The following is a 21,249-nucleotide window of genomic DNA, read 5'->3' as shown; positions in this document are numbered from 1 at the left end:
GAACGGCCGGTCACTCGCGGATGATTTTCACGAAGATGCCATCCGGCAGGGGGGTGCCGCCGAGGACGTGGACGACACCGTCGCGGGTGAAGCCACGGAGCATCGTGTCGGCCTTGCTGACGGGGACTGGAGCAGATGCTGCCGGGCGGGCGAAGCTGCGTGGCTCGACCGGCGTCTCAGCCTTTGAAGGATACGGCGTCGCCTTCAGGGGAGCGGGCGCGGGCTGGCCCGCGGCGTGTGGACGCTTCATGCCACGATCCATGGCCTCGTTGGCAAGGCGGTCGGCGTCCTTGTTCTTGTGCCGCAAGGCGTGCGAGATTTCGAAGCCATCGAGCTTGGCGATGCGGCGCTTCGCTTCTTCGTACAGAGGCTTCAGGTCCGGACTCTTGACCTGATACTTACCCTGGATCTGCTTCACCATCAACTCCGAATCGGAGACGACGCGAAGGCGGGCGTGGCCGTGCTCGAGGGCGTACGCCAGGCAGCCGAGCAGCCCGGAATACTCTGCAAAGTTGTTTGTTTTCAATCCAAGAAACTCGGAGAGTTCGGCGACAACCATGCCGGAGTCATCCTGGATGAGCGCTCCGTAGCCCGCCGGGCCGGGGTTGCCGCGGGCTCCGCCATCGCAATGAGCGTTGATCCAGGTTCCTTGTGTTGCAACGCGGGAAGGCGGGGCGGGGTCGCCGAAGAGGCTGGACGAGGGGGTACGGGACGGCATGGGGAGAGTGTATCCGAGAGGCCCGCGTCGATGCCCCGGACGGCACGCCGGGTTGCTCACCTTTCCGCAAATCGGCGGTCTATCGAGTGGACGGGTTCAGCCCCGTCGAGCGGCAGTCAATTTCGCGGAAGCGGAGTTTTCATCACGATGAATGCTGAGGCAATGGGCATGGACCTTGGTGGCGAGATGGTAGCGGTGATGCCCTTAGTGGGCGTCGGACGGTCGCAGGTGTTTTCCGGGGCGCTCCAGGTTCCCGACGGTGATGCCAGACAGGTAGAATCCCCTGTACGGATGGCAAAGCCCCTCGCCCAGCCCGGAGTACGCGGTGGAAAGCTCACCCAGGCGCAGCTTGACGCGCGCGCCCAGCAGCGCTCCGAGGATGACGACCTGATCCGCGAGGCGCAGGCCGGCCAGAGAATGGCCTTTGACGCGCTCGTTCGGCGATATGACCAGTCCGTGCTGCGGCTCGCGTTGCATATGCTTGGCAACGAGCAGGACGCGCAGGATGTCCACCAGGAAGCCTTCATCAAGGCCTACCGGCACTTGGGGAACTTCCGCTTTGAGTGCTCGTTTTATACCTGGCTCTACCGCATCGTGACGAACCTCTGCCTCGACCAGCTTCGCCGCCGCAAGAGCCGTCGCGAAGATCCGGCGACCGTTCTCGACGCGAGCGGTGACGAGATGGATCTGCTCTCCAATGTGTCCGACGACCGCGCGATGGCGAATCCGGCCCGCGAACTCGAACGCAAGCAGATGGGCGTCAGCATCAACGACGCGCTCGACAAACTCACCCCGCGGGAGCGGACGGTGTTTGAACTGAAGCACTACCAGGGATTGAAGCTCCGGACGATCGGAGAGATGTTGAACACCACGGAAGAGACGGCGAAGAACACCCTCTTCCGCGCGACGCGGAAGCTGCGCGCAAATCTCGCGACCCTCCGCGCCTGATCTCTGAACAGGTTGGACGGGAAGCAAACCCCGGAGAATCGGGGCGTATCACCAAAAGAGAGATTCGGGAAACTGGGCGACGGCCGCAGACAGCAAAGGCGGATCCGATAAGACTCGAACCCCGAACGGCGCAACAGGAAGCAAAATTTCGAGGCTGGTTCGAGGTAAAAGGCAATGAAGTGTGAGATGGCGCAACAGAGTATGGTCCTCGCGTCGTATGGCGAGTTGCCGGATGACCAGGCAATCGTGTTGGAGCGACACCTCCAGGATTGTGCGACCTGCCGGCAGGAGCTTGCCGAGGTGCAGGGGATGTTCTCGACCCTTGAGACGCGCCCCGTAGTCGAGTTGAACCCGAATTTTCTGGCACAGTCGCGCATGCGTCTCGACGAGGCGCTCGACCAGATTCCGTCCCACAGCTTTTTTGCGCGGCTCCGTACGAACTTCTTTCGCTGGGTGGGAAATGTCCAAAGCGCACCCGCTCTGGCGACGCTTCTACTTGGTTTCGGGTTTCTGGCCGGAAACTACGTTCACCGTTATCAGGACGAGCACACCCCTAAACCTCAGCCACCCATTGTGTTGACGAACGCTACCGAGGGTGCGATTGCTAACGTCAGCGGTATTGTGCGGACCGCGAATCCGGACGTGGTGCAGGTGCTCTATAACCGTGTCGTCCCGGAGTCGATGGAAGGTTCCCTCAACGATCCGCAGATTCGTGAGCTTTTACTGATGGGCACGCGCGCCGCTGCTGCGAACGGGGTTCGGACGGATTCGGTGTCGTACCTGGCGAATGAGTGCCGTTCTGCGCATGGCTGCAAGGGCGACTCCGACGGCAAGGATGTCCGCAGCGCTCTGATGGTTTCCCTGCGCTACGACAAGAATTCCGGCGTGAGGATGAAGGCGCTCGACGGTCTTGAGCCTTACGTCGAACAGGATCGCCATGTGCGCGACGCGGTCCTCGATGCGCTTCTGCATGACACCAACCCCCAGGTGCGGACGGAGGCAATCGGGCTTTTGCAGCCCGTACAGGCCGACTCCAGCGTACGGCAGGTGCTACGAACGGTCTCGACCAGCGATGACAACCCATACATCCGGACGGCGTCGTTCCAGGCCCTGCAGGGCATGGACGCTCTTCAATAGGGCGTCGACGAACGGGCCAAATGCCCGTTGCCACGAATGGGTTTTGGTAATAAAGTAAGTCTCCCAGCAACTTACGCTTACGGGTCGTACGGCGAGGCGTCGAATCGACAGGGTGCGTCTCCCAATTGCGATCGGAAGCAATTAGCGGATGCGACGGATGGAAGCATCTCCGGACGAGGGGCCATGAAGGACGCAAGGACGTTGAGGTTTCGGGCAGGCTGGCATGAGGGTTCGTTTGCACAGACGGCTGTTGCAGCCGTCGTGCTCGCGGGGCTGAGCCATGGAAGCGTTGCCTTCGCGCAGCATCTTCGCCTTCCCGACCACTTAGGCCTTCCGGTGCTGCATGGCGCGGCATTCCAGCCGACCGCAGCCGCCGGACGAAGCAACCAGGGATACCTCGGGGTCGATATTCGCGACGTGAACGAAGCTTCTTTGGCCTCCGCACGAGCGAGGACCGCCAAGGATTCGAAGGACCCGCGTGGTGCCGAGATCGTGCGCGTCGATCACGATGGTCCCGCCGGCAAGGCCGGTCTTCACGAGCACGATATAGTCTTGCAGGTGAATGGACAGGCAATCGACACCGGGGAGCAATTGCGCCGGTTGCTCCACGATGCGCCCCCGGGCCGCTCGCTGACTCTGACGATCAACCGCGATGGACAGTCGCAAACGATCGCTGCGCAGATGGGTAACCGCGAGGACGTGGAGCGCGAGGCGTGGGAGGAGCACGTGAAGATCTCCGATCCTGAGCCGTTGCCTCCTGCTCCGGAGACGATTGAGCGCAGGGGGACCGGATTCTTCTCGTCACCCGGACGGGTGAGCCGGAATCTTTTCGGCGGAATCGGTCTGAGTCCCGGCTATACCGGCGTGCTACTCGAGAGGATGGCGCCCCAGTTGGCGGAGTACTTTGGCGCACAGGGAAAGACCGGCCTCCTGGTTCGCAGTGTCGACCCGAACAGCCCGGCAGCCGTCGCCGGTTTGCACGCTGGCGACGTCGTCATGCGAGTCAACGGAAACAACATTGCGAGCAGCAGCGACTGGTTCAAGACGATTCGGGAAAATAAGGGTAGGCCTGTGAACGTCATTGTGCTGCGTGACCGACAGGAGCAGACCCTGACAATGGTCCCGAACGCGAAACACCACTCCAGCCTGATTCCGGATATGTGGCCGCACCTCGGAGGCTCGCGTGCGACCTTCCAGCCGGCGTCGCAGGTGGAGCAGGCTTGTGTGGCTTTGGGAACCCTCTCGATGATGTAACGGGACGCGCTCGGCTGGCGGGGGCCGGGTATGGTTCAATAGATAGAGCATGACGTCTTCCACTACCACGCCGCAGCCGAAAATCGTTGCCAGAACCAAGCCGCCCGTCCCAAAGTCCTCCGCGGGCAAGCGCCGCTGGAAGGCGGTGACGCGCAAACTGCGTGAACTCGGTTCGATCGCCTCGGCCGTCGCCGCGACCGATCATCCCTACATGGCGCACATCGTGCCCATGCGCCGCTGCAACCTCGCGTGTACCTACTGCAATGAGTTCGACGACTTCTCCGATCCTGTCCCGATCGACGAGATGTACCGTCGCATCGACCACCTTGGACGTCTCGGAACCTCGGTGATCACGATCTCGGGCGGCGAGCCCCTCCTGCATCCTGATCTGGACAAGGTCATTGCGCGCATTCGTTCGACCGGCGCGATCGCCGGCATGATCACGAACGGCTACCTTCTGATGCCGGAGCGTATCGAGCGCCTCAACGCCGCCGGTCTTGATCACATGCAGATTTCGATCGACAACGTCATGCCCGACGAGGTCTCGAAGAAGAGCCTTAAAGTGCTGGACAAGAAGCTCCAGATGCTCGCCGAGCACGCCGATTTTCACGTCAACATCAACTCGGTTGTCGGCGGGGGCATTGCCAACCCCGAGGATGCCTACACGGTCTCGCAGCGCGCTCTTGCCCTTGGGTTCAGCTCGACCATCGGTATCATTCACGACGGCAGCGGGCAGTTGAAGCCGCTCGGCGAAGCAGAACGAAACGTCTGGGACCGCGTCCGCAACCTGACGCGCCGGAGCTACTCCCGTTTCAACCACTTTCAGGAAGCCATCGCCAACGGCCAGCCGAATGACTGGCGCTGCCGTGCGGGCAGCCGGTACCTGTACATCTGCGAGAACGGTCTGGTGCATTACTGCTCGCAGCAGCGTGGCTACCCCGGTACTCCAATCGCGGACTACAAGACGGCTGATGTGAAGCGCGAATTCCTCACCGAGAAGTCTTGCGCTCCGAACTGCACCATCAGCTGCGTGCATCAAGTAAGTTACATCGACCACTGGCGTGCGCCGCAGCACACCAGCATTACGCCCGGCTCGGGGCAAGGTACCCACCAGCCAAGCCCGGAACTCGTGCAGATTCGCTAACGGACGATCTGCCTCGCGGTTTCGCCGATATGGACTCGATTTCTCCCGCTCCGCTTCGCATCGTAAAGCGCTGCGTCGGCCACCTGGAGAAGCGAAAGCCGGTTGTCTCCGAGCTTCGGCGTCATCGCGGCGCATCCGATCGAGACCGTAACAACTCCGTTTGCGCATCCCCGGTGATCGATCGCCAGACTCACGATGGCCTGTCGCAGGATCTCCGCCATGTGGAAAGCTCCGTCGACATCCGTATGCGGCAGCAGGAGGGCAAACTCCTCGCCACCGAAGCGCGCGACGTGATCGTGCGTCCGGCGTACCTCCCCGTAGAGGACGCTTGCGACGGCCCGCAGGCACTCATCCCCGGCATGGTGGCCATAGAGATCGTTGAACTGCTTGAAGTGATCGATATCAATCATGACGAGCCCAAGCGGCGTCTGCAATCTCACCGCGCGGCCCCATTCCTGAGCGAACCGCTCATCGAGCGACCGGCGGTTCGGGATACCGGTGAGTCCATCCAGCGAGGCAAGCATCATGAGCTGTTCGTTGGTGTCGCGGAGTTCTGCGGCCATGCGCCTGCGCTCCAGCAGCAGGATAGAGGCAGGGAAGAGCGCAAGCAGTTGAAAGCCGAGATAGATCTGGATCGCTACATCGCGCGAGACGGGGAGATCCTTCGGCCAGACCCCGAACGGCCCCCGGCCGCCGTCGGTCAGGTAGACCGCGATCAACGCCACGCCAAGCACCGCAACAGCAGAACCTGAGAAAGCAAGCAGGGACTCCACCAGGAACAGTGCCGGGTACAGCAAAAAGAGCAAAGGATAGCGGCTTACGCCAAACACCAGGCCCGCGACGAGAAAAGCGAGCGCCAGCACGCTGACCGTCTTGAGAAGCTGAACGGGCCGGAAAAGGTCGCGCATCTCCGGCGTGCGCAGCGACAGCGCCAGCGGCATGGTAACGGCGATCCCGAGCGCGTCCGAAGGCGCCCAGTCGTCGAAGGCGGAAAGGTACCCCTGGTGAGCGGAGACGTGGAAGACGATCGCGGCCAAAACGCCGGAAATCGATGGCCCAAGCACGAGCGCGCCAAGGAACCGTTTGAAGATATGTGGCTTTCGAAGCCAGTCTCCGAGGGTCGAGAAGTGCGGTAGCAGCAAGGCGCTGATCGTCACCTCGGAGAGCGAGATCGGTCGAAGCAATAGCTCCATCCTGATGGAGTTGCCATCCATGCACTCCCCGATACCAGCCCCAGCCCCAATCCCGATCAGGATGGCGGGCCAATCTGAGCGGGGGCGCATCAGGAGAATAGCGATTGAGACGCCATTCAGGGGCCAAAGGATCGTCCAACCGCTGGCAAACGCGAGCCGGTTCAGCGCAAGGTCGACGATGGCATAGATCACACCGAAGAGCAGAGCTGTCAGGATGCCTGGTAGCCATGTGCGCCGCGAAGAGTGAGAGGGACCCGGAAACAAGTTCACCTTGAGGTGACGAAGGATTTGAGGAGAAACTCCTACACTATCGGCATTTCCCCCACGTGTATAGAGACTAGCGAAGCGAAACGCCTTGCTTAGGTTGAGTTCCAAGACGGATCATCGTTCATGATTTCCCTCTGCCCGTCTTCGCGCTCCAGCCTCTTCGCCGCTGTGCTGTTCGTTGCGCTCGGAGTGCTGCCAACTCAGGCAGCATCGCCCGCTCCCCCGCAGGACCAACGCCCGACGAGCACGCCCTACTCCGGCGACCTGTCGATCTTCGAGTACCCGGACCGCGACAGAAAGCTGCAGATCGACCGCGTGATGGACCTGCTCGGCATTACCCCGGGAAAGAACGTCGCTGATCTTGGCGCTGGGTCCGGCTGGTTTTCCGTACGTGCGGCCCGCCGCGTCGGCCCTCAGGGAGTTGTCTTTGCCGAGGACATCAACGCCGACGCCGTACGCTATATCGGCCAGCGCGCGAAAAAAGAGAGCCTGTCGAACGTGAAAACGATCCTCGGTACGCCCGATGATCCCTCCCTGCCGCCCACAAGCATTGACGCGCTCCTGATGCTGAAGGTCTACCACGAGATCGCCCACCCGATCCCGGTGATGAAGAAGTTGCACGCCGCGCTGCGCCCCGGAGCTCGGATCGGTATCATCGACCGAAATGGCAACGGTACCGACCACGGGCTGCCGCGCGACGTCGTTCTGAAAGAGATGGCGGAAGCAGGCTACAAACTAACCGGCACCTACGACTTCACCAAGGCCGACGGCCAGGACTACTTCCTGATCTTTACACCACGTTAGCTGCGGCCGCGGTTCTCAGCCACTGCTCCATCTGCTGGTGTCCGACGAGACCCGCCTGCTGCATCACCGTCCGTCCCTTGTTCAGCACGACGAAGTTCGGAATGCCTCGAACTTGGAAGCGGGCGGCAAGTTCCGGATGTGCCTCGGTATCGACCTTTAGAACAACGGCCTTGCCCGCCATATCTGCAGCAGTGCGTGAGACTTCGGGGGCTGCCGACCGGCAAGGCCCACACCAATCCGCCCAGAAATCCACCAGCACCGGTACCGGCGAGTCTTTCACGATCTCGTCGAACAGGGCCTGATCGGCTGCGAGCGGCTCGCCAACCGGCGACAACGCAGACTTACACGCTCCGCAACGGCCAGTGTCGGCAAGGTGCTTGCCGGTGATGCGATTCTTTTGTCCACAATGACTACAAGCCCGAATGACTGGCATAAACGCTCCCGTGACGGCTGGAAATCAGCGCCACACAATTAAGATGCGTCTCAACCACCGCCGATGCAGAGGGCTACTTGTGCTTCAAGGAAGCCGAAGTCCTTGCCACCTTCGCTGGCCCGGCGGTCTGGGCAAGCGCGGTATCGATCGTCTGGTAGAGCATGGTTGGATCAGTCACCTGAATCCATTGCTGCGGCGTCACCACCCAGATCGTTGGCGTCTGTGAAAGGCCGATGTGCTCGCCGAGCGCATAGTCCGCCTGCACTTCCTTGGTCAGCGTCCCCTGGGGGTCGACCACGAACGGCATTGCCGCGCCGTGCGCCTGGAAAAAGCGCTGCGTGAAGTTCCGCAGGTCATCCTTGCTGCCGATCGCCGTCTGCGAGGCGAACACTGCGCGACGATACTCCTCGGCGATGCCGGGGTTGACCTTGTCCTGCAGATACCGCGCTGTCACCGCCGCGTCGAAGCTCCAGACGTGCATCTTCAAGGGGAAGTCGTGACGAATATAGGGTATCTTGTAATGATCGACCGCGTCATGCACCATCGGAAACGCGTGTGCGCAGGCCGGGCACTCGAGGTCTTCAAACTCGATGATCGCCACCCGTGAGCCGGCCGGCGGCTTCAGCATCGAGGTGTCCTTGAAGCTGTTGGCGGTGTTCGGCGGAGCGGAGGCCTGACCTCGCGCCGCGGGACCGGACAGGGAAAGGACAACTGTGGTGGCGAGAGCGGCGGCGAAGAGGCGACGGTTCATAGTGTTCTGACGCATAAGAGTTCCTTCCGTATTCTAGCCGAGCAGCCCGGAAGCCAGGCGCGCCTATCCGCCACAATTCCTTGCGTCATTTCGCAACCGCCGGGGCCTCGTGGCACTCTAAAAGGTGTGAACTCAAAGAAGAATCGCACCTTGGACGCCAAACGGCGCTCCGGATTGAGCTGCAGGACGGCTGTCCTTACCCCTCTCAAGGGCTTTGGCGTGCTTTCGGCCGCCCTTTCCGTCGCGCTCTCCGCCGGCGCTCAGAATGTGACTCCAGCCCCTTTGGTAAGCGCGAACATCGCCTATCCATCGCCGTCGGCTGATGCGCTTCCTCAGGCTCCGAGCGCCGTTGCCGCCTCGAACGGAGCGCTTCAGACGTCGGGTGGAACAATCGTTCCCAGGGCGACAGCCGGTCCGCTCTCGCTCTCTCTCGAAGATGCGATCGCTTTCGCGATGAAGAGCAACTACCAGCTTCAGCAACTCCGCATCCAGGATCGCGCCGTTCGTGGCGAGATCCTCACGGTCGAAAACGCGCTCCTCCCCACGGTAACCGCGACCGCTCAAACGAATACCCAGGAACTCAACCTCGCCGCCATGGGCTTCAAGCCCTCGGCTCTCGCGGCATTCGGATTCACCCCCGGAGAGATCCCGGTCATCGTCAAGGTCAACACGACGTCGGCGCAGCTTAACGTCGACCAGGCTCTCTTTGATCTACCGTCCTACTTCCTGTATCGCGCCGCCCAGAAGGCGGCGGATGCCACTCGGCTTGGAGTCGGAGATGGGCGCGACAAAGTCGTTCTCTCGGTCGGAAACGCTTATCTCCGGATCATCGCCGACGCCTCCCAGATCACGGACGCCCGGGCTCTCCTCGATGCTGACAACGCCGTCCTGCGGCAGGCGACACTCTCGCACGACGCTGGCATCGCCCCCAATATCGATGTGCTTCGCGCTCATGTGCAGCAGCAGACACAGCAGCAGGCGGTCATCCAGGCGGAAAATACCTGGGAGAAGGACAAGATTGCCCTTAACCGCATTATGGGTCTGCCGGCTGACCAGGAACTGACTCTTACGGACACCATTCCCTATGCCGACCTCGCGGCCATGTCGCATGAAGACGCCCTGAAGCTCGCCCTTGCCAACCGCAAGGATCTTCAAATGCTCGATGTCGAAGCGCAGGCCACCGAGCGCGAGCGCAAGGCGGCACGCTACGAATATCTGCCCACGCTGGCGTTCAACGGCTACTACGGCGTTCTCGGCGAGACGACTGGCCTTTATCACGGCGTCTTCACTGCCCAGGGAACGATGAAGATCCCCATCTTCAAAGAAGCGCAGTTCCGCGGAGAGCGCGAGGTCGCCGACGCGCAGCTCTCGAGCCTGCGGCAGCAGACGGAGTCGACGAAGATCACCATCGATCAGCAGATTCGTTCCAGCATGCTCGACGTCGCGTCGACCGCGGAGCTCGTGAAATACGCGAAGAGTAATGTCGAACTCGCCGCGCAGGAGTTGGATGACACTGTACAGCGGTATAAGGCGGGGGTCGACGATAGCTTGCCCGTAGTCCAGGCGCAGGCGACACTAGCCGACGCTCAGGCCCGCCTCATCAACAGCACATTCCAGAACAACCAGGCGAAGCTCGGGCTGGCGCGAAACATCGGTGTCGTCGAGGCGCAGTACAAGACCTATCTCGGTCACTGATCTCCGGCTCTCGTGAGCAGCGCTGGAAGTGTGAAAGCATAGAGGTTATGGCGGACGGTGAAAAACGGGGCAAACTGGCTGCAGGCAGTGCGTTTGGCTCCAAGGACTTCGTTCTTTACCAGGCGGCCCGCCTCCTTGTGATCCTTGGCGCGGAAGCGCAGTCGGTCGCCGTTGCCTGGCACGTCTACCAGATCACCCACTCCGCACTTGCCCTTGGATACACGGGGCTCGCGTTGTTCGTCCCGGGACTCTTTTTCGTTCTTCCTGCTGGACACATCGCGGATCGCTACGACCGCCGGATGGTCATCCTCGCCTGCTACACCCTGCAGGCCATCTGCTCGAGCGTCCTTCTATGGCTTGGTCTCCATCCTGGACAGCACATCTGGCCGATCTACCTTGTGCTTTTTGGGATCGGTACCGGACGCGCCTTCAGCGGTCCCGCCGCGAGCGCACTTCTGCCAAGCCTCGTGCCCAAAGAGCATTTCGTCAATGCCGTCACGTGGGGCGCGACCATCTTCCAGACCGCTAACATCGCCGGTCCTGCACTTGGCGGCATCCTCTTCACCCTGCGCTTCTCCGGCGCGATCGGGCGCTGGAACGGGCCGCCCATTGTGTACGGGTTCACCGTGCTCATGCTCTGCGGCTTCCTCATTCTGATTGGCATGATCCATCCGAAGATGGTGGTGAATGAGAAGAAAGCGTTCTCGCTCGACACGATGCTCGCTGGCCTCGAATATGTCTGGAGCACGAAACTTCTGCTCGGTTCGATCTCGCTCGATCTCTTCGCCGTTCTGCTTGGTGGCGCAGTAGCGCTTCTGCCGATCTTCTCCGAAGACATCCTTCACGCCGGTCCACGCGGGCTTGGACTGCTGCGCGCCATGCCGTCTATGGGAGCGCTCGCCGTGAGCCTTATCCTCACCATCTGGCCGATCCAGCGCCGTGCGGGAATCCGCATGCTCACCTGCGTCGCCATCTTCGGCTTTGCGACGGTGGTTTTCGGCCTCTCGCGGAACCTGTGGGTCTCTCTTGTCGCGCTCGTTGCCATAGGCGCAAGCGACATGGTCTCCGTCGTCATCCGGTCTAGCGTCCTACAACTCGCCACCCCGCCCGAGATGCGGGGCCGCGTCAGCGCGGTGAACTGGCTCTTCGTGGGTGCATCGAACGAGTTTGGCGAGTTCGAAAGCGGTGTGACCGCGCACTGGTTTGGAGCTGTCCGCGCTGTCGTCTTCGGTGGTATCGGCTCACTCCTCGTGACAGCCGGGGCCTCTGTCCTCTTTCCCCGGCTTCGCAACGCAGACCAGTTGACCGCCGAGTCGCTGATGGAATCGAACTGGGAACAGAGCATCGCCGAGCCAGCCGATTAGGCTTTGTTCTATCGTGATGTTTTGAACCGGAGGACAGGAAGTATGGATTCAGGCAAGAAGTGGGCACTTGGCGGGACGCTTATCTTGATCGCCGCCGTCGGGATTCGTGTCGGTCTCATCTACCGTGAGCGCCATGAAGCCGTCGCACCGACGCAGACCTCCTCGACCTGGACCGTCTCCGACGACGATATGGTCTTCCTCAAGAAGACCCGCCCCTCCACCCTGCAGGACGTCAAAGACCTCTCCGGCAAGCCGCTCTGGATCTCCGCCGGCGGCCAGATGGACTACTTCCCCTATGCCGCGCACAAGGTCGACTACGCTCACTCTGCCGGTATCCTCCTCGGAGCCGATAGGATCGACATTAAGGATGCCATCGAAGCCGTCGCACCCAAGGCCGCCACTTTCCGCATCCCCGGCGGCGACCGCCACGTCCTCTTCATCTTCACCAAGCCCGGCTCGCAGGCCGAATACGCTGTTCCCATCGGCTACCGGGACAAAGGCCAGTACACCTTCTACGTCGACGAGATCTTCTTCTACCAAGATCCCCACAACCTCTACAAAAAGTGGCCCTCCGACACCTGGAAGGCCATCGACGAACACCGCGCCATCCCCGGAATGAATGAGCGCCAGGCCCAACTCTCGCTTGGCCAGGTTAGCAGCAGCCAAAGTACCGACTACGGCAACCGCAGCGTTGTCTACGAACATCAGGGCCATCCTGTCACCGTCACCTTCGAGAAAGATAAGGCGACTGCCATCCGCGAGGGCGGCTCGCTTTAGTTAAGTGAATTCAGCAATACTCCGTCATTTGGACAACTTAGCTGGTCCTTTAAGAATCTTTACGAAGAGACCCTCTCCCATGTGCGCGCGGGTGTCCGAGAGTCACAAGGCTTCTGGGTTCGAGGTTTAGACCCACGGGTACTCGTCCCAGCCCGAGGCCTTGCGGAACCTGCGTGCCGGTCTCCCGGCCCCCTCCAAACCATCTCCCCGCTCGTCCAAGGAAGACCATGCCTTTCGGCTTAGAAGCTATCGACGATCATCTCCAGGCCTATTTCTCTGGCTCTGAGATGTTCGTGCTCCACGAAGAGAGCAAGCTCCCCAATCCCGTGAGCCTTCACGTAGTGATGCCCTCCGAAGCACGGCCCTACTTCATCATCGTCACCTCCGGTATGAGCAATCGCCCCATGAACGTCCCTGCCGGCATGGATGAGAGCGCCCGCGCCGAGTGCTTCCTGTGCCTCCCCGCCGACTGGCCGCTCAGCATGATCAATCGCGGCTGGCGCGAGGCCGAGTTCGCCTGGCCCTTCTTCCTCCTCCAGGAGTGCGCCCGCTTTCCCTTCGAGCACGACACCTGGCTTGGCTACGGCCACTCCGTCCCCATTCCCCACGCGCTCGACCTCGCCGGGCGCTTCACCGGCGTCTCCATGCTTCAGCCCCTGCTCATGCCCGAGGACTTCATCGCCATCGAAGCCGGCGACGATGAGGTCATCTGGCTTCTGCCCGTCTTTCCTTGCACTCCCGAAGAGATGATCCTCAAGCGCCTTCGCGGATACGCGGCGCTCTCGGAAAAGTTTGTCTCCATGGGTGTCACCGAACTCCTCGATCCTCTCCGGCCGAGCGTTGCCTCCACCCAATAGCGGTCGCCTAGGTCATCTGCCGCAGACAAATTCCGAGCCGCTGCGGGTAAACTCCACCCATGCTCACCCGCACGCGCGCCCTGGCCTGCCTCACCCTCCTTTGCTCTCTCACCGCCTCATCCGCCCAGGCACCGGTGCAGGACGCGAACAAGGCCGAGCGCCTCGAGTGGTTCCGTGACCAGGGCCTCGGCCTCTTCATCCACTGGAGCATCGATTCGCAACTCGGCGTCATCATCAGCCATTCGCTCGCCGGCGCCAGCGACGAGTACGTCGACCGCTTCTACAAGGATCTCCCTCAGACCTTCGACCCAACCCACTTCGACCCCGACGCCCTCGCCCGCCTCGCCCGCCTCGCCGGCTTCCGCTACATGATGTTCACCACCAAACATCACAACGGCTTCGCCATGTGGGACACCAAAACCGTGCCATTCAACATCATGCACACTCCCTACGGCAAGGACGTCACCGCCGAACTCTTCACCGCCTTCCGCAAGCAGGGTGTAGCTCCCGGCGTCTACTTCTCCCCTGACGACTTCCTCTGGCTCCATACCAACCACAAGCAGATCGAGCGCCTCGTTCCCGGCGTGCAGCCGAGCGCCAACCCCGGTCTCCTTAAGCTCGACCAGGACCAGATGACCGAACTCATGAGCCACTACGGCCCCATCGCCGCCGTCTTCTTCGATGGCGAGCCCAAGGGCCTTCGCGACATCGTCTGGCGTCTCCAGCCCGATACCGTCATCACGCGCGGAGCCATCGAAACCCCTGAGCAGAACGTCCCCGGCGCTCCTCTACCCGGAGCTTGGGAGGCGAACATGACCATCGGCACCGCCTGGGGCTACCAGCCCTCCGACGAGCACTACAAATCCGTCCACGATCTCCTCCGCATCCTCATCCACACCCGCTCCCGAGGCGGCAATCTCCTCCTCAACGTCGGACCCAAACCCGACGGTTCCCTCGCCCCCGAGCAGGAAGAAGCCCTCCAAACCCTCGGCTCCTGGATGTTCATCAACTCCGACTGCATCTACGCCACGCGCCCCTGGGTCGTGACCAACGAGGGCGACGTCTGGTACACCCGCTCCAAGGACCACCACGCCCTCTACGCCATCGTCGACGACGAGGACAACGCCCCCATCTGGAAGCGGGGCACCGCCCGCGACTTCGTCCTCAAGACCGTTCGCGCCACACCGAAGACGACCGTCGGCGTCCTCGGCCAGAACGACAAGATCGTCGAGTACCGTCCCAACCTCGACCCCCAAAGCACCTTCCACCAGGAAGCCGATGGTCTCCACGTCCACGTGATGCGCGCCCAGCGTCTGCGCGACAGCGACCAGTGGCCGTACCCCTCGGTCATCAAGCTCACCGACGTCGAGGAGGCATTCACTCCACCCGTCGTCCACACCCTGCCCGCGACCGTCACGCCGGACGCCGTCATCTTCCACGGAGGCTGGTCCGCACCTGAAGATGCTCCCGGAGCCGAGTTCGGCTTCGAATACCGCATCATCACCGGCGAAGACACCCGCTCCCGCCTGCACGGCTGGCAGCATCTCCCCACCCAGCCCGCTCCTCACCCCGGCGAGTTCACCGCCACCTTCCACCCCGATGCCGCCGAGCACTACGAGTACCGCGCCGTCCTCAAACACCCACTCCTCACCCTCTACGGCGAAGACGTAATCCTCCCAGCGAAGTAAGTAACCCCCTAAAACTCGGTGCCTCACATCTCGCCTCTGAGATGTGAGGCACCCGACACCCTCCGCACGATGCCCGGGTGCCCCACCTTCGCGACAGCACCATCGTCGCTAAGGTGGGAGCCACAGGTGCCCAACCCTGAGCCGAACTCGCCACAGAATCAACCCGTATTCCTTAGCCCCGCACTAATCCCATTGATCGTCGCCGTAATCGCCCGGTTCATCTCCTGCGAGTCATCCCCGGCCCGCTTGCGCCGAATCAGCTCCACCTGGATCAGGCTCATCGGATCGACATAAGGATTCCGCAGCCGGATCGACCGCTCCAGAACCGTATTCTTCTCCAGCACCGAAGTCTGTCCGGTGATGCCGAGAATCATCTTCTGCGTCAACGTAAACTCCGCCTCCAGCATCGAGAACACCCGATCCCGCAGGCCTTCGTCCTCCACCAGCGACGCATACAGACGCGCGATCCCGAAGTCCGATTTCGCTAGCGCCATCTCTACGTTTCTCACCATGTCAAGAAATAGCGGAAACTCCCGCGCCATCACCTGTAGCAGAGCCATCCCATCAGGCTGCTCCGCGAAGTTCGCAAGCGCATGCCCGACGCCGAACCATGCCGGAACAAGCTGCCGGCTCTGCATCCATCCAAACACCCACGGAATCGCACGCAGGTCGGCCATCGACCGCTTGGCCTTCTTATCTGTCCTGCGCGCCGGTCTGGAGCCGATCTGCGCATGCTCCAGTTCGGATACCGGCGTGGCCTGCTCGAAGTAGGTAAAGACCTCGGCATCGTCGACGATGTGCTTCCGATAGAACGCATACGACGTCTCGGAGAGCGTATCGAGCACCTTTTCCCACTCTGGCTTCAACTCGCCCGTAAGACAGGCCGTGCCGGGCTTTGCGACGATACGATCGGGCCGAACCACGGCATCGAGCGAAGCCGCGATCATCAGTTCAAGGTTTCTCTCCGCAAGCACCACATCCGAGTATTTCCAGTTCAGCACTTCACCCTGCTCGGTGATGCGCATCTCGCCCGAAAAACTGTCGAGCGGCTGCGCGTAGATCGCCCTGTGCGTAGGCCCGCCGCCCCGACCCACCGTTCCGCCTCGGCCATGGAACAGCCGCAGTGTCACGCCGCACTCACGCGCCACGGCATGGACCGCGCGGTGAGCCTTGTAGATCTCCCACGTGCTCGCGATCATGCCGCCATCCTTATTCGAGTCGGAGTAGCCGAGCATGACCTCCTGCCTCATTCCCCACGATTCGAGCAGAGGCTTATAGGTCTCCGATGACCAAAGCTCGCGGCAGATCGCCGGGGCATTCTGGAGGTCTTCGATCGATTCGAAGAGCGGCACCGGCATCAGCCCCGGATCGCCCTCAACAGCCTCGATCCTCACGCCGCCAAGCCGCCCAAGCCACACCACCTGGAGCACATCCTCGGCCGACGTCGCCCCGCTGATCACATAAGTGCGGATCGTCTCCGCTTCGTACTCTGTCTTCAACTGCGCTATCGCCCGGAAGGTATCGAGTACCTCCTGCGTCTGTGGCGACAGCCCGGGCGGCACGCTGAGGGGTCTTCCCGCGACCGGCGCACTCCAGGCCGAAAGTTCCTGGATCGCCACCGCGTGAACGCGCGCATGCTGCCGGATATCCAGTGTCTGCAGATGCAGCCCATAGGTCCGCACCTCCATGATGAGCGGATCGATAAGCATCCGCGCCAGCCGTTCACCACGGTTTTCAACGAGGCTCGTCCGAACGATCAACAGGTCCGCAACCATCTCCGCGCCGTTTACATAAGGCTTCAGCCCCACGGTTACGCCGCTCAGAACGGCAGCCTGAGGGACCCCGCCAATCCGCATCATGACGCAAACGATTGCAAGCCGAACCGACTCGAACGGGAAGCGGGAGTTGATCTCCGTCTGGCCGGACAGCCGTATCTCAGCCTGATATCGCTTGAGCAGCTCTTCCAACTCACCCGAAACCGGAGCCTGCTGCGTCGAGCTCCCCAACTGCTCGAAGATCCATTGCAGCCGCTGCCCATAGTGCCAAAAGAGCAGAGCCTTCGCCATGCCCAGCGCCTCGCGGGTCGCCTCGGGCGTCACGAACGGATTACCGTCGCGATCCCCGCCGATCCAGGATCCGAAGCTTACGAGCTGCGGCAGCGCCGTCTCCTTGATTCCATACTCCGCACAGAACGCCGCGGCAACCTCCTCGTACAGAACCGGAAGTGTATCGAAGAGGGAGGACTCGTAGTAGTCGAGAGCCATCCGGATCTCGTCTCGCACGGTCGGCCGCGCGCTGCGAACATCGTCCGTCTGCCACAATGCCGTGATCTCGGCCAGCACATCCCGCTCAAGCCCTTCGAGAGTAGCCTCCGGCTGCGGAACTCTGTCTAACTGCTCGAGTAAATCCGAAATCCGCCTGCGCTTGAACATTACCGACCGGCGCGCCACCTCCGTCGGATGAGCCGTGAACACCGGCGTCACGCACACCCGCCGCAGCATCGCCATCGCGTCCTCGGCGCTCAATCCGGCTGCCTTCATCCTCCGCAGCGTTCCGCGCAAAGATCCACGCTGCGGCGGGGCGTCCACCTGCAACTGGCTCGCCAGCCTCCTCCGCTTCCGATGGTTGGTCTCAGCCAGGTTAATCAGTTCGAAGTAGAACCCGAACGCTCGCGCAAGTTTGTAAGAGGTGGCAAGGTCCAGCCCGTGAACACGAAACAAAGCCTGTTGCAGATGGCTCCGCGCCCCCGCCGCATCGCCTTCGGCATCCTCTTCCCGTCGCGCGATGGCGACCTTCCGCAACTCTTCGACAGCCTCAAAGACCGGCTCTCCGGCCTGCTCACGCAGCACCTCGCCAAGCAGCATGCCCAGCGAGCGAACATCGCGGCGCAGCGGAACTTCTTTCACATCACCAGTGGCGGCCTGCAGCTCCGCGAGACGCTGCGGCCAATCGGTTGGACTCCATAGAGACGGCATAACGACGATTATCTACGGAGAGCTCCATTCCACCCACTTCTGCTCGCCAACGCCCGGATGAGCTATTTACGCCCCTCTCCCGTGATGTGGATAGGTTCTTTAGAATCAAGACTTTACAAATAAAGGCTCTTTATTTTCAAGACTTTAGCGGGCGAAATCCTCGAAGTCCAACCCTAAAGTCTTTCGTTCGAAGACTTTAGGGTTTTCATAGGGAGAGGGGGATACCTTAGAACAGCTTGCCAAGAGTGAAGATGAGCTTGTAACGGCCGCCATCGCCAAGCGCAGGTCCGAACGAGATCACACCCGCAGGCGTCTCGGCCAGAACCCCTAAGAAGACATCCTGCCGCGTCGCCGTCCGGAAGTCCGGAGCCCGCATCTGCCCCGCCTCATAGGCCGCGCCGACATAGATACTCTGCCCCAGAACAGCCGGAAGGCTGGCCACCTTTCGCAAAATCACCGGCCTCACCAGGAAGTAGTCGGTTCCACGCAATTCATCGAGAGCGCTCGCCGAAAGGCGTAGCGGGCCGCCAAGCGTAAAGCGATATGGCTGCGCCACGTTCCGGCCGAACATCGTCCCGCCCTCCGTGCCAAACGCCACGATCTCTTTGCCGAACTTGTGCCCCAGTGTGATCTGGGTGTCGAAGACCGGCGCGTTAGCCCCACCCGCTGCGTCGTACAGATAGCCCCCTTCCGCCGTCACGCGATACCCGAACTGTGGCACGAATGCCTTATCCTGCCTGTCGAGCGCGTAGCGGACGCGCGCCCGCTGCATGCTTCCATAGACATTCGGCAGTCCATCCTGGATGCCGATCTGCTCATGCCAGCGGATGTCGTTCTCCTCCCATCCCGCCCGTATCTCGGTGGTGCGGCCATCCGTCCAGCCGATGTCGACCCCGCCACCCGCCTTCTGTAGCTCCCGCTCCGAGACCCGAGTCTTGCCCTGGTAGATCGGGAAGGGCTGCCGCAGAATACCCCCGTGCGGCGCCACAAACATGGTCCCTACCGGCGACGCCGGGCGAATCTGGAGGAAGTTTGGCACTTTCCGGAAGTACTCTGAATCGAAATCGGTGAGATAGCCAAGCTTGATGTGAGACCGCAACTCCGAGCCGTACCCGCCAAAATCCTGGTCGAGCAGGATGCCCTCGATCGTCGCTCGCGATATGCCACCGGTCTGCGCCGCAACGTTTGCTCCCAGCTCAAGGAAAGGCGGGCCAGTCTTCTTATCCTGCACCGTCACCAGAAGGACTGGGCGCCGGTCCGGCCCCTTGTCATACCCAACCGTGTAATCCGCGTCGTACCTACCGTCACTGCGAATGGCGGCAAGAAGCGATTCAACTTTATTGGTCGCCACAGGTTGATCGATGAGGGGAGCAAAGATGCGCTCGACGTTCTTCGTCACACCCTCATTTGGTGCTGCGACACGTACCCGCAGCAGCGTTCCTGCCGGTCCCCTCTTGCGAGCCGTGCGCTGTGCAAGGTAAGCATTCCATGCTGCGTCGTCTACGGCATAGGGGAGAAGTGAATCTTTCATCTTCTCCGCGGCAGCATAGCCACGTTCCGCCAACTCCGCGGATTTGAGATAGTCGCCTGCTGAAAAGCCCGTAAGGTCTGGCTCCACCACCACGTCCGCGAGCTTGCGTGAAGCACGCTCGTTGCCTTCAATCGCGACACTGAAGCTGCGTTGCAGGACGCCAACAATTGAGTCGAGATCCTTTTTCCCGACAGGCACGAGTGGAAGACTCACAGCGATAACAACATCGGCTCCGAGATCGTTGCGTACGGTCTGGGCCGGAAGGTTCTGGAGAACGGCGCCATCCACGTACTCATGCCCGTTCATCTCGAACGGCCTGTAGATGCCCGGAATCGAAATAGACGCACGCACCGCATCTGGGATGGATCCGCGCGCGAAGGTGACTGTGCGTGCCTCGTTTAGGTCCGTCGAGAGGCAGCGGAAGGGGATGGGCAGGGTGTTAAAGTCTACCTGGTCATCGTAGCGGAGGAACTCGCGGTCGAGGAACGAATTGAGGCCCTGGTCGATCAGCACGCTATTGCGGAAGGAAACCCCATGCTTCAGGCCAATCGTGAGTCCGTTGGGCAGGTCGCGGCTGTCTTCTCTGCGTCGGAAGCTCCGGCTGGCATAGGACGTTGAAATGCGGAAAACGGAGCCGAAAACCTGGTCGTTCATGACGGCCTTCAACTGGTCGATTGAGTTGCCAGTCGCATAGAGGGCCGAGATCATTCCGCCCATACTTGTTCCTGCGATGACATCGACCGGAATATGGTGTTCCTCGAACCACTGCAGCGCACCAATCTCGCTTAGGCCGAGTGCTCCGCCGCCACCGAGAGCCACTCCGATCCTTCGCCGACCGTTTGGACCGGGGGGCGGAACCGAGGGTGCGGTTGAGGGAACCCCACTGGCAGAACCATTGGCCGACTTGCTTGGACCGCCCTGGTCACCCGCCCTGCCCGATGCTGGGTCCGTGCCAGCCGCCGGCATCTGGGTTCCCCCGTTCTTCTGCCCAGGCGTCTGGACGCCAAGCTGCTGCTTGCCGGACCCGTCCTTCGAGGGCTGGCCCGCTGAGGATGAAGATGGCTCTTGAGTGATTGGCGTCTGAGCTGCCAATCCTGACGAGACTGCCAGGACTCCTGTCAGCGCACATCCCGCTATGCGGCTCCGCAGCGAAGTGCTTACCCTATCTTCTCTTTCGTCTCTCGGCACTTGTTGCCAGACTGGGGAACTCATTCCTCTAGGTTAGACAATCGCGCGCGTCCCAGATAGCAAGGCTGCTGTTTACATGACAACAGCCAGTGTTTACATGACAAAGGCGAGCTTCTCCAGTTCGTCCTGCATGTTTTGTAGGGAACATCCGGTCAGTTCGATGGAGTTAGCCACACTCCGTGCCGCATCGTTCGATACCCCATAACCACGCGCGATCAAAAAGCTGCTGATCAACTCGGCGATCTGCCAGGAATCGAGGCCCGACTGCATCAACTCGTCGCGCAGACCGGATAGATCGGCCATCGGAAACTTCTCCACCGCACTCATCTTCAAGGTATCCACGTGGTCTCCTCACTTTCGGCTATGTCATACAAGTCCAGAGGAATCGAACGTCTAGGTACTGAGACCCACGTTCCCGCCCTCGGGTTGCAGTGTGATGCAGACGTAGATCAACTCTTTTGTCCCGAACTGAGGTGAATACTTCCTTAGGAGGTTCCGAAATCTGGTACGCGATACGATAGGGAC

The 21,249-nt window shown here is 61.4% G+C and carries 17 protein-coding genes; 10 read left to right on the top strand and 7 right to left on the bottom strand.

The annotated features are described in order from the left end of the window. Positions 1 to 10: 10 nt before the first annotated feature. The gene (locus GRAN_RS04960; RefSeq protein WP_128911858.1) at positions 11 to 718 is read right to left on the bottom strand and encodes a reverse transcriptase-like protein; all 708 of its coding nucleotides are present in this window, start codon (positions 716 to 718) and stop codon (positions 11 to 13) included. A gap of 291 nt (positions 719 to 1,009) precedes the next feature. Between GRAN_RS04960 and GRAN_RS04955 the strand changes: the two genes are divergently transcribed. The 4 genes from GRAN_RS04955 (at position 1,010) to GRAN_RS04940 (ending at position 5,201) form a co-directional block, all read left to right on the top strand. After that, a complete protein-coding gene (locus GRAN_RS04955; protein WP_192898006.1) occupies positions 1,010 to 1,666 on the top strand; it encodes an RNA polymerase sigma factor in 657 nt (218 codons plus the stop codon). A 186-nt stretch (positions 1,667 to 1,852) separates the two neighbouring features. Beyond that, entirely contained in the window at positions 1,853 to 2,803 is a 951-nt protein-coding gene (locus GRAN_RS04950; RefSeq protein WP_241654341.1) for a HEAT repeat domain-containing protein, read from the top strand. A gap of 183 nt (positions 2,804 to 2,986) precedes the next feature. Then, the gene (locus tag GRAN_RS04945) at positions 2,987 to 4,057 is read left to right on the top strand and encodes a PDZ domain-containing protein (protein WP_161570841.1); all 1,071 of its coding nucleotides are present in this window, start codon (positions 2,987 to 2,989) and stop codon (positions 4,055 to 4,057) included. A gap of 49 nt (positions 4,058 to 4,106) precedes the next feature. Then, entirely contained in the window at positions 4,107 to 5,201 is a 1,095-nt protein-coding gene (locus GRAN_RS04940; RefSeq protein WP_128911855.1) for a radical SAM protein, read from the top strand. Here GRAN_RS04940 and GRAN_RS04935 read toward each other — a convergent pair. Then, the gene (locus GRAN_RS04935) at positions 5,198 to 6,658 is read right to left on the bottom strand and encodes a GGDEF domain-containing protein (RefSeq protein ID WP_161570840.1); all 1,461 of its coding nucleotides are present in this window, start codon (positions 6,656 to 6,658) and stop codon (positions 5,198 to 5,200) included. The genes GRAN_RS04940 and GRAN_RS04935 overlap by 4 nt on opposite strands. A 126-nt stretch (positions 6,659 to 6,784) precedes the next feature. Here GRAN_RS04935 and GRAN_RS04930 point away from each other — a divergent pair, with 126 nt between their 5' ends. After that, positions 6,785 to 7,465: a class I SAM-dependent methyltransferase gene (locus tag GRAN_RS04930; protein ID WP_128911853.1), complete on the top strand. Its 681-nt coding sequence runs from the start codon at positions 6,785 to 6,787 to the stop codon at positions 7,463 to 7,465. Here the strand turns inward: GRAN_RS04930 and GRAN_RS04925 are convergent. Together GRAN_RS04925 and GRAN_RS04920 are read right to left on the bottom strand one after the other, a co-directional pair. Continuing rightward, positions 7,452 to 7,898 (bottom strand): thioredoxin domain-containing protein, encoded by a 447-nt coding sequence (locus tag GRAN_RS04925; RefSeq protein WP_128911852.1) that lies wholly within the window; start codon positions 7,896 to 7,898, stop codon positions 7,452 to 7,454. The two genes, GRAN_RS04930 and GRAN_RS04925, sit on opposite strands and share 14 nt — an antisense overlap. A 73-nt stretch (positions 7,899 to 7,971) precedes the next feature. Next, complete coding sequence (locus GRAN_RS04920; protein WP_241654340.1) at positions 7,972 to 8,664, bottom strand: DsbA family protein; 693 nt, start codon at positions 8,662 to 8,664, stop codon at positions 7,972 to 7,974. Positions 8,665 to 8,799: 135 nt separating this feature from the next. On the opposite strand from GRAN_RS04920, the gene GRAN_RS04915 reads away from it, so the two are divergent. From GRAN_RS04915 to GRAN_RS04895, 5 genes are all read left to right on the top strand, one after another. Continuing rightward, positions 8,800 to 10,344: a TolC family protein gene (locus GRAN_RS04915; protein WP_128911851.1), complete on the top strand. Its 1,545-nt coding sequence runs from the start codon at positions 8,800 to 8,802 to the stop codon at positions 10,342 to 10,344. Positions 10,345 to 10,391: 47 nt separating this feature from the next. Further along, complete coding sequence (locus GRAN_RS04910; RefSeq protein ID WP_128911850.1) at positions 10,392 to 11,708, top strand: MFS transporter; 1,317 nt, start codon at positions 10,392 to 10,394, stop codon at positions 11,706 to 11,708. A 42-nt stretch (positions 11,709 to 11,750) separates the two neighbouring features. Then, the gene (locus tag GRAN_RS04905; RefSeq protein ID WP_128911849.1) at positions 11,751 to 12,485 is read left to right on the top strand and encodes a hypothetical protein; all 735 of its coding nucleotides are present in this window, start codon (positions 11,751 to 11,753) and stop codon (positions 12,483 to 12,485) included. A gap of 227 nt (positions 12,486 to 12,712) precedes the next feature. Continuing rightward, the gene (locus tag GRAN_RS04900; protein WP_128911848.1) at positions 12,713 to 13,342 is read left to right on the top strand and encodes a suppressor of fused domain protein; all 630 of its coding nucleotides are present in this window, start codon (positions 12,713 to 12,715) and stop codon (positions 13,340 to 13,342) included. Positions 13,343 to 13,401: 59 nt separating this feature from the next. Beyond that, positions 13,402 to 15,030, top strand: a complete 1,629-nt coding sequence (locus GRAN_RS04895; protein WP_128911847.1) for an alpha-L-fucosidase — start codon at positions 13,402 to 13,404, stop codon at positions 15,028 to 15,030. 158 nt (positions 15,031 to 15,188) lie between these two features. Here GRAN_RS04895 and ppc read toward each other — a convergent pair whose 3' ends face one another. From ppc to GRAN_RS04880, 3 genes are all read right to left on the bottom strand, one after another. Further along, complete coding sequence (ppc, locus tag GRAN_RS04890; RefSeq protein ID WP_128911846.1) at positions 15,189 to 18,005, bottom strand: phosphoenolpyruvate carboxylase; 2,817 nt, start codon at positions 18,003 to 18,005, stop codon at positions 15,189 to 15,191. A 226-nt stretch (positions 18,006 to 18,231) separates the two neighbouring features. Beyond that, on the bottom strand, positions 18,232 to 20,628 hold the full coding sequence (locus GRAN_RS04885; protein WP_241654339.1) for a patatin-like phospholipase family protein: 2,397 nt from the start codon (positions 20,626 to 20,628) through the stop codon (positions 18,232 to 18,234). Positions 20,629 to 20,817: 189 nt separating this feature from the next. Beyond that, the gene (locus GRAN_RS04880) at positions 20,818 to 21,066 is read right to left on the bottom strand and encodes a hypothetical protein (RefSeq protein WP_241654338.1); all 249 of its coding nucleotides are present in this window, start codon (positions 21,064 to 21,066) and stop codon (positions 20,818 to 20,820) included. Positions 21,067 to 21,249: the final 183 nt, after the last annotated feature.

Source organism: Granulicella sibirica (assembly GCF_004115155.1).
Classification (GTDB): Bacteria; Acidobacteriota; Terriglobia; order Terriglobales; family Acidobacteriaceae; genus Edaphobacter; species Edaphobacter sibiricus.
Note: the sequence above shows the minus strand (reverse complement) of the source record. Positions and strands in the feature narration are given on the sequence as shown.